The 13610-nt window shown below is 64.6% G+C and carries 13 protein-coding genes; 6 read left to right on the top strand and 7 right to left on the bottom strand.

The window, feature by feature from the left end; all coding sequences use genetic code 11:
* The first annotated feature begins 95 nt into the window (after nucleotides 1-95).
* The 5 genes from H8B02_RS25140 to H8B02_RS25120 are packed head-to-tail and all read left to right on the top strand — an operon-like array spanning nucleotide 96 to nucleotide 4316.
* Nucleotides 96-395 (top strand): acyl carrier protein, encoded by a 300-nt coding sequence (locus H8B02_RS25140; RefSeq protein WP_021081038.1) that lies wholly within the window; start codon nucleotides 96-98, stop codon nucleotides 393-395.
* Between the two features lie 9 nt (nucleotides 396-404).
* Entirely contained in the window at nucleotides 405-881 is a 477-nt protein-coding gene (locus tag H8B02_RS25135) for a 3-hydroxyacyl-ACP dehydratase FabZ family protein (RefSeq protein WP_229168739.1), read from the top strand.
* Nucleotides 874-2058, top strand: coding sequence for a beta-ketoacyl-ACP synthase (locus tag H8B02_RS25130; RefSeq protein WP_212315123.1), 1185 nt, complete (start codon nucleotides 874-876; stop codon nucleotides 2056-2058). The genes H8B02_RS25135 and H8B02_RS25130 overlap by 8 nt, the downstream gene beginning before the upstream one ends.
* Nucleotides 2059-2085: 27 nt before the next feature.
* Nucleotides 2086-3363, top strand: coding sequence for a beta-ketoacyl-ACP synthase (locus H8B02_RS25125; protein ID WP_229168738.1), 1278 nt, complete (start codon nucleotides 2086-2088; stop codon nucleotides 3361-3363).
* 17 nt (nucleotides 3364-3380) lie between these two features.
* Entirely contained in the window at nucleotides 3381-4316 is a 936-nt protein-coding gene (locus H8B02_RS25120; protein ID WP_229168737.1) for a lipid A biosynthesis lauroyl acyltransferase, read from the top strand.
* A 121-nt stretch (nucleotides 4317-4437) separates the two neighbouring features.
* Here H8B02_RS25120 and H8B02_RS25115 read toward each other — a convergent pair whose 3' ends face one another.
* From H8B02_RS25115 to H8B02_RS25085, 7 genes are all read right to left on the bottom strand, one after another.
* Nucleotides 4438-5547 (bottom strand): polyamine ABC transporter substrate-binding protein, encoded by a 1110-nt coding sequence (locus H8B02_RS25115; RefSeq protein WP_229168736.1) that lies wholly within the window; start codon nucleotides 5545-5547, stop codon nucleotides 4438-4440.
* A 6-nt stretch (nucleotides 5548-5553) separates the two neighbouring features.
* Nucleotides 5554-6723: an aminotransferase gene (locus H8B02_RS25110; protein ID WP_229168735.1), complete on the bottom strand. Its 1170-nt coding sequence runs from the start codon at nucleotides 6721-6723 to the stop codon at nucleotides 5554-5556.
* A gap of 8 nt (nucleotides 6724-6731) precedes the next feature.
* Nucleotides 6732-7061, bottom strand: coding sequence for a rhodanese-like domain-containing protein (locus H8B02_RS25105; RefSeq protein ID WP_376711710.1), 330 nt, complete (start codon nucleotides 7059-7061; stop codon nucleotides 6732-6734).
* A gap of 137 nt (nucleotides 7062-7198) precedes the next feature.
* On the bottom strand, nucleotides 7199-9124 hold the full coding sequence (locus H8B02_RS25100) for a potassium transporter Kup (protein ID WP_229168734.1): 1926 nt from the start codon (nucleotides 9122-9124) through the stop codon (nucleotides 7199-7201).
* Nucleotides 9125-9278: 154 nt separating this feature from the next.
* On the bottom strand, nucleotides 9279-11201 hold the full coding sequence (locus H8B02_RS25095) for a potassium transporter Kup (RefSeq protein ID WP_229168733.1): 1923 nt from the start codon (nucleotides 11199-11201) through the stop codon (nucleotides 9279-9281).
* Between the two features lie 112 nt (nucleotides 11202-11313).
* Nucleotides 11314-12144, bottom strand: coding sequence for an OmpA/MotB family protein (locus H8B02_RS25090; protein WP_097672457.1), 831 nt, complete (start codon nucleotides 12142-12144; stop codon nucleotides 11314-11316).
* 32 nt (nucleotides 12145-12176) lie between these two features.
* Nucleotides 12177-12950 carry a motility protein A gene (locus H8B02_RS25085; protein WP_029078588.1) on the bottom strand — a complete coding sequence of 258 codons (774 nt, stop codon included), beginning with the start codon at nucleotides 12948-12950 and terminating at the stop codon, nucleotides 12177-12179.
* Nucleotides 12951-13324: 374 nt separating this feature from the next.
* Here H8B02_RS25085 and H8B02_RS25080 point away from each other — a divergent pair.
* Nucleotides 13325-13610: alcohol dehydrogenase catalytic domain-containing protein (locus H8B02_RS25080; protein WP_229168732.1), on the top strand; the 286-nt coding region annotated here is incomplete at its 3' end.

Raw genomic sequence — 13610 nt, 5'->3', positions numbered from 1 at the left:
ACGACTCCGGCAGCAGCAATCAGGCAATCCGGGGCACCGCGCCCGCCTCCTCCGAGCCGACCCGGAATTACCTTCAATATATCAAAGGCTTAATGATGTCCTCCACATTCGAGCAGATCGCCAACATTATCGCGGAGACCTGCGACATCCCGCGCGATACGATCAAGCCGGAGAGCCACGCGATCGACGATCTGGGAATCGACAGCCTCGACTTCCTCGACATCGCCTTTGCCATCGACAAGGCCTTCGGGATCAAGATGCCGCTTGAGAAGTGGACCCAGGAGGTCAACGACGGCAAGGCCACGACGGAGCAGTACTTCGTGTTGCAGAATCTCGCCGACCGCATCGACGAGCTGGTTGCGGCCAAAAACGCGGGCACGGGCTCAGCCTCGTAATCGCCCATCATGCAGCTTGAAACTTTTCAGCTGATCGATCGGATTGTCGACCTCAACCTCGACGCAAAGACGATTGTCGTCGAGGCGGATGTCCCGCCGGACAGCCACTCTGTGTTCACGGGGCACTTCCCGGGCTACCCGATCATGCCCGGCGTGTTGCTCACCGAAGCAATGGCCCAGAGCTCGGGCTGGCTGATCCTCGGTCTGACCAAGTTCGAGCGCATGCCTTTCCTCGCCATGGTCAAGGAAGCCAAGATGCGTGGCTTCGTCAGCCCCGGCTCGACACTGACGATCGAAGCCAAGATCGAACACGAAGGTTCAGGCTTCACCGTGACCTCGGCGAAGGTCCGCGTCGGCAAGGAGCTCAAGTGCAATGCCGAGCTGACCTTCCGTCATATCCCCTTCCCCAGCCCGGACTTGCGTGTGCACATGGATGCGCTCGCCAACAAGATCGGGTTTCCGCTGCAGGCAATGAGTCATGGCTGAGAAGGAAGTCTGGATCACCGGCGTCGGCCTGCTCTCCTCGCTCGGCGAGGGGCTGGATGCGCATTGGGAGGCGCTCGGCGCCAAGCGCGTCAATGCCGACGAGAAGCGTCTCGCGCCGTACGTGATCCATCCGATCGCCCCCGTCAGCTTCGACGCGCAGATCCCGAAGAAGGGCGATCAGCGTCAGATGGAGACGTGGCAGCGGATCGGCACCTACGCCGCCGGGCTGGCGCTTGATTCCGCCGGCGTCAAAGGCAATCAGGAAATCCTGTCGCGGATGGACATGATCATCGCAGCCGGTGGCGGCGAGCGTGACCTCAATGTCGACCTGGCGATCATGAATGCCGATGCGCAGGGCAAGCTGCCGCCTGCCGCCCTCAACGAAAAGCTGATGAACGAGCTGCGCCCGACGCTGTTCCTGGCGCAGCTCTCCAACCTGCTTGCCGGCAACATCGCGATCGTTCACGGCGTATGCGGGACGTCGCGCACCTTCATGGGCGAGGAAGCCTCGAGCATCGACGCTGCGCGGATCGCCGTCGCACGCATCGGGGCCGGACAGAGCGACATCGCGCTGGTCGGCGCGGCCCATAATGGCGATCGCGGCGACCTCTTGATGCTCTATTCGTTCGGCGACTTCGCCCTCAAGGATCAATACGCCTCGGTCTGGGCCCGCCGAAACAACCCGGGCTTCGCCATCGGCTCTGCCGGCGTATTTCTGGTGATGGAATCGCGCGAGCACGCCGAGGCGCGCGGCGCCAAACCGTACGCCAAGCTGACCAAGGTGGTCGCCGATCTTGCCAAGCGCAAGCAGCCCGGCGCAGTGACGAAGTCGCTGCAGGCGATGTGGCCGCAGCTCGGGGTCAGCAACGACAACGCGATGCTGATCACGGGCGCGACCGGCGCCGAGCCTGCGACCGCCGAGGAGCGCGAATTCCTCGGGCAGCATCCCGGCCTTGCCGTGCGCGCCACCGGAACGACCTTTGGGCACACCATGGAGGCGCAGTTCCCGCTCGGGCTCGCGCTGGCCGCGTTGTCGATTTCCCGCGGCGCGCTCTATCCGGCCAACGACCCGACCGGGCTGGAGGTTGAAAAGACCGAAGCGCCAACCCAGATTGTCGTGTTGGGGGTCGGCCACTGGCAGGGCGAAGGCATGGCACTGGTCGAGGCCGTCAAGTAATTCGGCGCAAGCACCGACGGGGACACCATGACAGCACCACGCGATAAATTCGGCCGACCGATCGTCGTCGTGACCGGCATGGGAATCGTGACGTCGCTCGGCGGCGGCAAGACCGACAATTGGAAGCGCCTCAGCGCGGGCGAGTCCGGCATCAAGACCGTGACGCGCTTCCCGCTCGACAGCCTAAAGACGACGATGGCCGGCGCCGTCGATTTCGTCACCGTCGACCCGTTCTCCTCGACCAGCCTGTCGCAGCGACTGGCGGAGATCGCGACCGAAGAAGCGCTGGAGCAGTCCGGCATCGGCAGCAAGGGCGACTTCCCCGGCCCGCTGTTTCTGGCGGTCGCGCCGATCGAGACCGAGTGGCCGCAGCGGCTCGAAGTGGCCCGCGAGGTCCCGACCAAGGACTTTGGCATCATCGACTATCTGGCGACCTGCAGCGGCGGCAAGTTCGCCCACTTCCACCGGCGCTTCACTTTCGGTTCGGTCGCGCTCAACCTCGCCGAGACCTTCGGCACCAAGGGGTCGCCGATTTCGCTCTCGACGGCTTGCGCGTCCGGCGCAACCGCGATCCAGCTCGGCGTCGAGGCGATCCGCCGCGGCGAAACCGATGCAACGCTGTGCGTCGCGACCGACGGCTCGGTCAATCCCGAAGCCCTGGTGCGCTTCTCGCTGCTCTCGGCTCTCTCCACCCAGAACGATCCGCCCCAGGGCGCCTCGAAGCCGTTCTCGAAGAACCGCGACGGCTTCGTGATGGCCGAAGGCGCCGGCGCACTGGTGCTCGAGAGCTTCGACGCTGCGATGGCGCGCGGCGCGCGCATCCTGGGCGTCGTCGCCGGCTGCGGCGAGCTCACCGACTCCTTCCACCGCACCCGCTCTGCCCCGGACGGTAAGCCGGCGATCGGCTGCGTGCGCAAGACACTTGCTGACGCGGGCATGGAGCCCGAGCAAATCGACCACATCAACGCGCACGGCACCTCGACGCCGGAAAACGACAAGATGGAATATCTTGCGACCGCGGCGGTGTTCGGCGAACACACCAAAAACATTCCGGTGTCGTCGAACAAATCGATGGTCGGCCACACCATCTCGGCAGCTGGTGCGGTCGAGGCGATCTTTTCGCTGCTCACGCTCGAGCATCAGCGGATTCCGCCGACCATCAACTACGAGGTGCCCGATCCCGCGATCCCGTTCGATGTGGTCGGCAACAAGGCGCGCGACGCCAAGGTGACCGCCGTGATGTCGAACTCGTTCGGGTTCGGCGGGCAGAACGCTTCGCTGATCCTGACGCGCGAGCCGGCCTAGCGCCCTCGCCTCATCAGATGAAACGCCTGCTCCTTCGCGCCCGCGCGCATCTACGTGATGCCGCAAAGCCTGTGACCGATGCGGCGATCGGCGGGCTGACCATCGGCCTGCTGCGCACCACGCGCTATTTCGATCCGGAGAAGACCGCACGGTTCTTCGGCCGCGCCGCGCATTTCATCGGCCGCCGGCTGCGCGAGGACCGCATCGGCCGCGAGAACCTCACGGCGGCCTTCCCGGAAAAGTCACCGCAGGAGATCGAAGAGATCCTGACCGGCGTCTGGCACAACCTCGGACGCATCGGCGCCGAATTCGCGCACATCGACCGCATCTGGGACCACGATCCCCGGAATCCCGACAGGCCGGGCCGCGTCGAATTCTCGGCGCGCAGCAAGCAGCTGTTCGACCAGTTGCGTGACGACGGCAAGCCGGCCCTGTTCTTTGCCGCACATCTCGGCAATTGGGAGCTCTCTCCGATTGCCGCGGCGGCACATGGGCTCGATGCTACGATTCTGTTCCGGCGGCCGAACATCGAAGCTGCCGACCGCGCCATCGAACGCATCCGCGCAGTCAATCTGGGCACGCTGGTCCCGGCCGGCCGCGACGCGCCCCTCAAGCTGGCGCAGGCGCTGAAGAACGGTCAGCACGTCGCGATGCTGGTCGACCAGTATTTGACCAACGGCGTTCCGGTCACCTTCTTCGGCCGCAAGACCACCGCGAACCCGCTGCTGGCGCGCCTGCGCCGGCAGATCGACTGCCCGATCCACGGTACCCGGATCATCCGCCTGCCCGACGGCCGCTTCCGCGGCGAGGTCACCGAGGAAGTGAAGCCGGCGTTCGACGCATCTGGCCAGATCGATATCCAGGGCACGATGCAGGCGATCACCGACATCGTCGAGGGCTGGGTCCGCGAATATCCGGATCAGTGGCTCTGGCTACACCGGCGCTGGCGGTAGGCGGAGACTGTCATTCGTCAAGCGAGCGAAGCGAAGCAATCCATCTCGCCACTTGCGGAACTATGGATTGCTTCGTCGCTGACGCTCCTCGCAATGACGGCACGCTACTGCGACGAGAATGTCACTTCCCGGTCTTCACCCGCGTCCACAGCCGGTTGATGATCCGCTGCGTCGCCGGATCGCGCGCCGTGATCACGAACAGCTTCTTCTGCATCGCCTCGTCGGGATAGATGTTCTTGTCGTTGAAGATCTTCGAATCGATCAGCTTCTGGCTCGCCAGATTGCCGTTGGCATAGGACAGGAAGTTCGAGTTCTTCGCTGCAACGTCAGGACGGTAGAGGTAGTTGATCAGCTCGTAGGCTTCCGCGACGTTCTTCGCGTCCGCCGGAATCGCGAGATTGTCGAAGAACATCTGCGCGCCCTCCTTCGGGATCGTGTAGCCGATCTCGACGCCGGACTTGGCTTCCGCCGCGCGGCTGCGCGCCTGCATGATGTCGCCCGACCACCCGACCACGAAGCAGATCTCACCCGAGGCCAGCGCGCTGAGATATTCGGATGAATGGAATTTGCGCACATAGGGCCGGATCTTGATGACGAGATCGGCGGCCTTCTCGAGGTCAGCCTGCTTGGTCGAGTTCGGGTCCAGGCCGAGATAGCTCAGCGCCGCCGGCAGGATGTCGTCGGCGGAATCCAGCATGTGGATGCCGCAATCCTTGAACTTGGCGAGGTTCTCCGGCTTGAACACCATGTCCCAGCTGTCGATCCTGGCGTCGGGCCCGAGAATCTTCTCCGCCATCTTGACGTTGTAGCCGACGCCGGTGGTGCCCCACATGTAGTTGGCGCCGTAATTGTTGCCGGGGTCGTAGGTCGCGAGCTGACCGTTCACCACCGGCCACGCATTGGCGAGGTTCGGCAGCTTCGACTTGTCGAGCTTGAGGAACACCTTCGCGGTGATCTGACGTTGCAGGAAATAGCCGGTCGGCACCACGACGTCGTAGCCCGACTTGCCGGCAAGCAGCCGCGTTTCCAGCGTCTCGTTGGCGTCGAACGTGTCGTAGACGACCTTGATGCCGGTTTCCTTGGTGAAGTCCTCGAGGACTCCCGGCGCCATGTAGTTCGACCAGTTGTAGAAGTTGACCGTGCGCTCCTCCGCGCTGGCGGAGGCAGCAAACAACAGAACCGTGGCGATCGCACCGACAAAGCTGACGAGACGACGGCTCTGCTTCTGCATTCTGGTCTACCTCTTGCGACGATGCACGGCGTCGGACAGCCGCTCCAGCGCGGTGTCGAGCGTCGAGTCCTTCTTGGCGAAACAGAAACGCACCACCGACGTCACCGCATCCTGCTCGTAAAACGCCGACACTGGAATAGCCGCAACCTTGTAATCCTGCACAATTCGCCAGCAGAACTCCGCGTCGGTCTCATTCAGACCAAGCGGCGACAGATCGACGGTCAGGAAGTAAGTCCCCTGCGACTTCAGCACCGGAAAGCCGATGCTCTCGAGCCCCTTGGTGAGGCGGTCGCGGCTGCGCGCCATGTCCTTGCGCATGTCGAAGAAATAATCGTCCGGCTTGTTGAGGCCGTACGCCACCGCCGCCTGCAGATTGGGCGCCGTCGTGAAGGTGAGGAACTGGTGCACTTTGGCAGCGACGCGCAGCAGTGGCGGCGCGGCGCAGACGAAGCCGATCTTCCATCCGGTCAGCGAGAAGATCTTGCCGGCGCTGCCGACCTTGATGGTGCGGTCGCGCATGCCCGGGATCGTGATCAGCGGGATGTGCTCGCGGCCGTCGAACACGACGTGCTCCCAGACCTCGTCGCAGATCGCGACCACGTCGAACTCCTGGCAGTACCGCGCCAGCAGTTCGAGGTCCTCGCGCGGATAGACCACCGCCGCCGGGTTGAGCGGATTGTTGAACAGCACCGCCTTGGTCTTGTGGTTGAAGACGCTGCGCAGCATCTCCTCGTTCAAGCGCCACTCCGGCGGCTCGAGCCGCAACAGCCGCGGAATGCCGCCGGCCTGGCGGATGATCGGCAGATAGGAATCATAGACCGGCTGGAAGCACACCACCTCGTCGCCCGGCTCGACCACGGACAGGATCGAGGAGGTCAGCGCCTCGGTGCCGCCGGAGGTGACCATCACCTCGGTCATCGGATCGAGCTTGAGCCTGTGCCAATGGCCGTAATGCGATGCGATCGCCTGACGGAGTTCCGGAATGCCCATCATCGACGGATACTGGTTGTAGCCGTTGATGGAGGCGTCCGCGGCGGCGCGGCGGATGTCCTCCGGTCCGGGATCGTCGGGAAAGCCTTGGCCGAGATTGATGGCGTTGTTGTCGCGCGCCGCCTGCGACATCGCCTCGAAGATGGTGACGGGAAGGTCCGCGAAGACCTTGTTCATGGAGGTCATGTCAGGGATCAGCCGCCGGTCTTGGTGGGCAGTCCCGCCGCCTTCCAGCCGATGATGCCGCCCGCCAAATGCTTGTCGTAGGGCAGGCCCGCGGCCTGGGCCGCCAGCGAGGCCGTCACCGAGCGCTTGCCGGAGCGGCAGGCGAACACCACCTGCTTGCCCTGCGGATCGGGAATTGCCGCGGGATCGAACGTCGACAGCGGCACCACGACGCCATCGGGATAGGCCTCGACGGCGACCTCATTGGGCTCGCGGACGTCGACGAGGAGATAACGGCCTTCCGCCATGCCCTTCGACACCTCGTCCGGGAACAAATCTTCCACCTTGTGGTCCGCCACGGAAATATCCTCCCGACATCAGCTTGGGCGAGCGTCGCGCGGCTCGCCGGTCCGGGCCGCAAAGTCGCCTCTCGCGCGGAGAAAATCAAGCACCCGAAACGGGTTAGATGCCGCGCGGAAACGCTGGATCGTGGCCCCTAGATCGTGACTTGCGTGCCGACCTCGACCACCCGCCCGGTCGGGATCTGGAAATAGTCGGTGGCATCGTTCGAAGAGCGGCTCAGCGCGATGAACAGATGGTCCTGCCAGCTCGGCATGCCCGAGTGTACCGCCGGCTTCAGCGCACGGCGGGACAGGAAGAACGAGGTCGACATGATGTCGAACTGCCAGCCGAGCTTGCGGGCGATCGCCAGCGTCTTCGGCACGTTCGGCTGCTCCATGAAGCCGAACTTCAGCGTCACCTTGGAGAAGGTCTCGGTCAGCTGCTCCATCCGCACCCGCTCGGACGGATCGATGCGCGGCGTCGGCGCGGTCTCGATGGTGAGGATGACGTTCTTCTCGTGCAGCACCTTGTAGTGCTTGAGGCTATGCATCAGCGCGGTCGGCGCACTGACAGGATCGCTGGTCAGGAACACCGCTGTCCCGGAGACGCGCTGCGGCGGCCGCTTCTCCAGCATCGCGACGAGATCGGCGAGCGGGAATTCCAGCTTGCGTGACTTCTCGAACAACAGCCGGCTGCCGCGCCGCCAAGTGTACATCACCACGATCATGGCCCCGCCGAGCGCAAGCGGCACCCAGCCGCCCTCGAACACCTTGAGCAGGTTGGCGGCCAGGAACGTGATGTCCAGGAACAGGAACGGCGCAACCAGCGCGGCGGCGGCGATCGGCGACCAGCGCCAGACCTTCCAGATCACCACAAAGCCCATCATCGCCGTCACCACCATGGTGCCGGTCACGGAGATACCGTAGGCCGACGCCAGCGCGCTCGACGAGCGGAACATCAGCACCAGCACGATGACCGCGATGAACAGCAACCGGTTGATGCGCGGCATGTAGATCTGGCCGGAATGCGCCTCCGACGTGTGGCGGATTTCGAACCGCGGCATCAGGCCGAGCTGGATGGCCTGCCGGGTCAGCGAGTAGGCGCCGGTGATGACGGCCTGGCTCGCGATCACGGTCGCCATGGTCGCAAGCGCGACCATCGGGATCAGCGCCCAGTCCGGAAACATCAGGAAGAACGGGTTCTCGATGCCCTTGGGATCGCCGATCAGAAGCGCGCCCTGCCCGAGATAGTTCAACGCCAGCGACGGCAGCACGATGAACAGCCACGCGGTCTGGATCGGGCGTTTGCCGAAGTGACCGAGGTCGGCATAGAGCGCCTCCGCGCCGGTCACCGCGAGGAAGACCGCACCGAGCGTGATGAAGCCGATCACGCCGTGATGCAGCATGAACGACACCGCAAGGATCGGGTTGAACGCGTACAGCACCTCGGGGTGCCGCACGATCTGCGGCAGCGCCGCGATCGCGATCACGGCGAACCACACGCACATCACCGGGCCGAAGAAGGCCGCGACGCGCGCGGTGCCGCGCGACTGCACTGAGAACAGGACGACCAGGATCACCACCGTGAGCGGGACGACGTAGGGGTCGAAGGTGGCGGTGACGAGCTTGATGCCTTCGATCGCGGACAGCACGGAGAGCGCCGGGGTGATGACGGCATCGCCATAGAACAGCGCGCCGCTGATGATGCCGAGCAGCACGATCGCGGCCGCGCCCTTGGTGGCCGCGCGCTGCGCCAGCGCCATCAGCGCCAGCGTCCCGCCCTCGCCATTGTTGTCGGCGCGCAGCAGGATCACGACATATTTCAGCGTCACGACGACGATCAGCGCCCACAGGATCAGCGAGAGCACGCCGAGCACCGCATGCGCCGTCACGGCGCCCTCGCCGCCGGCAGCCGCGACGACGGCTTCGCGCAGCGCATACAGCGGGCTGGTACCGATGTCGCCATAGACGACACCGATGCTGCCGAGCATCAGCGCCTTGAAGGTGGCGGTTGAATGCGCCTCGCCATGGCCGTTTGCCGCGGGCGTTTCCGCCGCGGTGATCGCACTCTCGGATGACATGGGAAGCTGCGCCTCTGTCTTCTGCCGCACTGCACAATGCCGGGTCGCAGGCCTATACTCCCGGCAGGAATGCATAGGTTAGCCCGGATTCAGGCCTCCGCCATGCATATCACGCATAGATCACGGCTTTTCAACTGTCGAATCCGTTGCCACATCAAATAGTTACCTGGGTACCCACTTCAACCACCCGGCCGGTCGGGATCTGGAAATAGTCGGTGGCGTCGTTGGCGGACCGGCTCATCGCGATGAACAGGTGATCCTGCCACTGCGGCATCCCGGACTGGGCGGACGGCTTCAGCGACCGTCGCGACACGAAGAACGAGGTCGACATGATGTCGAACTGCCAGCCGAGCTTGCGCGCGACCGCGAGCGCCTTCGGCACGTTCGGCGATTCCATGTAGCCGAAGCGCAGCCGCACCGCGGTGAACTTGTCGCTGACCTTCTCCATGGTGACGCGTTCCGACAGGTCGACGCGCGGTGTCGGTGCGGTCTCGATGGTCAGGATCACATTGTGCTCGTGCAGCACCTTGTTGTGCTTGAGATTGTGTAAGAGCGCGGTCGGCACGAAGCTGGGATCGCTGGTCAGGAACACCGCGGTGCCCTTGACGATATGCGGCGGCCGCTTCTCCAGGCTGTGGATCAGGTCACGCAGCGGCACCTCGATGCGGCGGGTCTTGGCGATCAGGATCGCAGCACCGCGACGCCAGGTCCAGATCATCGTCGCCATCACGACGCCGAACAGCAGCGGCACCCATGCGCCCTCGAACAGCTTCAAGAGATTGGCGCTGAAGAAGGTCATGTCGACGATCACGAACGGCAGGATCAATGCGGCGGCCGACGCCACGCGCCAGTTCCACAGTTTCCAGATCACGATGAAGCCCATGATGCCGTCGGCGACCATGGTGGTGGAGACGGCGATGCCGTAGGCCGAGGCGAGCCCACTCGAGGTGCGGAACAGCAGCACCAGCAGCAGCACGCCGATCAGCAGCAGCCGGTTGACCCGGGGCAGATAGATCTGGCCGGCATGGGTCTCCGAGGTGTAGCGGACCTCGAAGCGCGGCAAGAGCCCAAGCTGCACCGCCTGGCTGATCAGCGAATAGGCGCCGGTGATCACGGCCTGGCTCGCGATCACGGTCGCAGCGGTGGCGAGCCCGATCAGCGGCAGCAGCAGCACCTCCGGCACCATGCGATAGAACGAGTTCTCGATCGCGGCCGGATCGGACAGCACCAGCGCGCCCTGCCCGAAATAATTCAGCAGCAGCGAGGGCAGCACGAAGAACAGCCAGCCGGACTGGATCGGCTTGCGGCCGAAATGCCCGAGATCGGCATACAGCGCCTCGCCGCCGGTCACCGCGAGGAACACCGCGCCCAGGGTCACCAGGCCGACGGTGCCATGGGTCAGCAGGAACTGGATTGCGTAATAGGGATTGATCGCCGCCAGCACCGACGGATCGTCCATGATGTGGACCACGCCCATCACCGCGAGCGAGGCGAACCACACCACCATCACCGGCCCGAAGGCGGAGGCGACGCGCGCTGTGCCGGTGCGCTGCACCGAGAACAGCAGCACGAGGATCAGGATCGTCAGCGGCACCACATAGTGCTCGAGATGCGGCGTGGCGAGCTTGAGGCCTTCGACCGCTGACAGCACCGAGATCGCTGGCGTGATCATGGAATCGCCGATGAACATCGAGGCGCCGACCACGCCGAGCGCGAGCAGCGGCCAGCTGCGCCGTCCGATCGCGCGCTGGCCGAGCGCCATCAGCGAGAGCGTGCCGCCCTCGCCGTTATTATCGGCGCGCAGCAGCAGCAGCACGTATTTGGCGGTGACGACGGTGAACAGCGCCCACAGGATCAGGCTGAGCACGCCCAGCACCATGATGCGGGTCACCGGCTGGCCGTGCGCAGCGCCGCCGACCGCCTCGCGGAATGCGTAGAGCGGCGAAGTTCCGATATCGCCGAACACCACCCCGATGCTGCCCAGTGTCAGGGCCCAGAAGCCGGAGGTGCCTTGGCCCTTGCCCTGCCCCGTGCCTTGGGTCTCCTGGGCTTCGGTGGATGAGACGCTGACAGCCATGGCGAGGTTGGAACGCTCGATCGGTTGATTTTGATCCGCGCGGCTATCGACGCTTCCGCCCCGCCTGTCAACCAAGCAGCACGGCCAGCGACGGTAGCAGGGTAACCCGGAGCTACGGCTTCAGGTCCGGCGGCAATGGCGGATTTTCCCGCATCAACGTGATGGTCACGCGACGGTTCGCCGGCAGCGTCGGATCGTCGGGAAACAGCGGCTGGCCGTCGGCCTTGCCGGAAACCGCGAAGATGTGGGACGGCGGCAGCCCTTCCCGCTCCAGGATCTGCCGCACCGCATTAGCGCGGTCCGCGGACAGGTCGAAGGCGTCGTAATCGCTGCGCGCCGGCACGAAGCCTGCGGCTGTATGCCCCACGATCGCGATCCGCAGCGGCGTCGCCTTCAGCGGCGCGGCGAGCTTCTGGATCAGCCGGCGGGTGCGCTCATAGGGCTCCCTGGAGCCGTCGGCGAACATCGAGCGGCCGTCCTGGTCGACGATCTCGAGGTTGAGCCCCTCCTTGGTCTCCTCGAACATGATGTTCTTGGAAATCTCGGTCAGCTCCGGCATGTCCTGCAGCGCTTGGCGCAGCGAAGCGGAGGCCAGCGCGAATTCGCGGTCGATCTTCAGCCGCGCGCCGTTGATCTGGCTGCGCTCCTTTTCGTCCGGCGTCGGATTGGCGGAGGATTCCTCCGGCGAGATGTGCTCGACATTCTTGAGCTTCGGCCGGGTCGGCAGGCCATCCGACTCGACGATGCCGGAATAGCGCACATTGGTCTGCACGCCGAAGGCGTCGCGCATCGAGCCGGCGACGATCTTCAGCTTGTTGTTGTCCATGGTGGAGAACGCGACGAGCATCACGAAGAAGCTCATCATCAGGCCCATCAGGTCGGCGAAGGTCACGAACCAGCCGTGACCTCCGGTATGGGCGTCGCCGCGCTTTTTCTTGGCCATCGCTGCTGTCCCGGGAGCGCCAGTCGGGGCCGTCAGGCCGGAACCGGCTCCCCCTCCTCGTTGCGATGCTTCTCCGGCAGATAGGCCAGCAGCATCTCGCGCACCAGCGCCGGGCTCTTGGAGTCGCGGATCATCAGGATGCCGTCGATGATCAGCGTGCGGTTAGTCTCCTCGTCGAGCAGCTTGCCATGCAGCTTGTCGGCGATCGGAAGACAGAACAGGTTGGCCACCAGCGCGCCGTACAGCGTGGCGAGCAGCGCGGTCGCCATGAACGGGCCGAGCTTGGAAGGGTCGGTCATGTTGGCGAACATCTGCACCATGCCGATCAGCGTGCCGATCATGCCGAAGGCCGGCGCGCAGTCGCCGATCGCGCGGTAGATCTTGCTGCCCTCGTCGAGGTGCATCAGAAAGTTGTCGCGGTCGCGCTCCATGTTGTCCCGGATGAATTCGAGGTCGTAGCCGTCGGCGACGTAGCGGATGCCCTTGGCGAGGAACGGCTCGTCGGTCTCGACCTTCTCCAGGCCGACCGGGCCCTGCTTGCGGGCGATCTCGGCGATGCGGGCGAGCTCGTCGACGAGGTCGCGGGCCGACAGCCGGCTCATGGTGAAGGCAAACTTGGCGCCGAGCGGCAGCCCGTGCAGCATCACGCCGAGCGGAAAACGGATCATCGTCGCCGCGATCGAGCCGCCGAAGATGATGATCATGGCGTGTTCGGAGATGAACATGTGCAGGTCGCCGCCCATGAACATCATCACCGCGATGACGATGATGCCAGCCAACAGCCCGGCGCCAGTCATGATATCCATAGGAGACTCCAACGCGTACGCAACCTGCCCGTCCTGGACGGCGCGCAGCCCAGTGCGAGCCGCGTGGAAAACCCTAACGTTAACGCCATTAAGGACGCGTTACCGAATTTGGTAGGGATAACAACGGGTAAACGTCCGCCTTTTCGCGATGTCGTTGAAGATGCTGGCTTTCCGCATGGGACGCCGCCGCTGCATGCGCAAAAGGCCTCCCCGTAGAACAACGGAGATGAGATAGGTTTGCCAAGAGCGTTTTCGAGCGAAGTGGGTACCGGTTCGCGTGAAGAAAACGCGTCAACACAAGAATCTGGAGCCCCGTTCCGATTCAATCGGAACGGAAAAGGCTCCAGAGGAAACGAACCAATGAGCAGGACAGGATGAAGGCGGTCGTCGTCGAGCAATACGCGCCCATCGATCAGATCGGGCTGAAGGAGATCGCCACCCCAAGACCCGCCGCCGGACAGATCCGCGTCCGGGTCCACGCCGCGAGCATCGGCTTCGTCGATGGGCTGAAGGTCGAGGGCCGCTACCAGACCAAGGATGCCCTGCCCTTTACGCCCGGTGCGGAATTCGCCGGCGTGGTCGACGAGGTCGCGGGCGACGTCGCCGGCATCACGCCGGGGATGCGGGTGATGGGCGCCGCGCGCTCGGGCGCGCTGGCCG

Origin of the sequence: Bradyrhizobium altum (genome assembly GCF_020889705.1) — a bacterium.
In the GTDB taxonomy this organism is placed as follows: domain Bacteria; phylum Pseudomonadota; class Alphaproteobacteria; order Rhizobiales; family Xanthobacteraceae; genus Bradyrhizobium; species Bradyrhizobium altum.
The sequence above is the reverse complement of the archived record's forward strand: the minus strand, read 5'-3'. Positions and strand labels throughout refer to the sequence as shown.

Coding starts and splice junctions, on each gene's coding strand:
- H8B02_RS25130 (WP_212315123.1), top strand. CDS start 874: ATGGCTGAGAAGGAAGTCTGGATCACCGGCGTCGGCCTGCTCTCCTCG.
- H8B02_RS25125 (WP_229168738.1), top strand. CDS start 2,086: ATGACAGCACCACGCGATAAATTCGGCCGACCGATCGTCGTCGTGACC.
- H8B02_RS25095 (WP_229168733.1), bottom strand. CDS start 11,201: ATGGCTGTCAGCGTCTCATCCACCGAAGCCCAGGAGACCCAAGGCACG.
- H8B02_RS25140 (WP_021081038.1), top strand. CDS start 96: ATGTCCTCCACATTCGAGCAGATCGCCAACATTATCGCGGAGACCTGC.
- H8B02_RS25135 (WP_229168739.1), top strand. CDS start 405: ATGCAGCTTGAAACTTTTCAGCTGATCGATCGGATTGTCGACCTCAAC.
- H8B02_RS25115 (WP_229168736.1), bottom strand. CDS start 5,547: ATGCAGAAGCAGAGCCGTCGTCTCGTCAGCTTTGTCGGTGCGATCGCC.
- H8B02_RS25090 (WP_097672457.1), bottom strand. CDS start 12,144: ATGGCCAAGAAAAAGCGCGGCGACGCCCATACCGGAGGTCACGGCTGG.
- H8B02_RS25110 (WP_229168735.1), bottom strand. CDS start 6,723: ATGACCTCCATGAACAAGGTCTTCGCGGACCTTCCCGTCACCATCTTC.
- H8B02_RS25100 (WP_229168734.1), bottom strand. CDS start 9,124: ATGTCATCCGAGAGTGCGATCACCGCGGCGGAAACGCCCGCGGCAAAC.
- H8B02_RS25085 (WP_029078588.1), bottom strand. CDS start 12,950: ATGGATATCATGACTGGCGCCGGGCTGTTGGCTGGCATCATCGTCATC.
- H8B02_RS25120 (WP_229168737.1), top strand. CDS start 3,381: ATGAAACGCCTGCTCCTTCGCGCCCGCGCGCATCTACGTGATGCCGCA.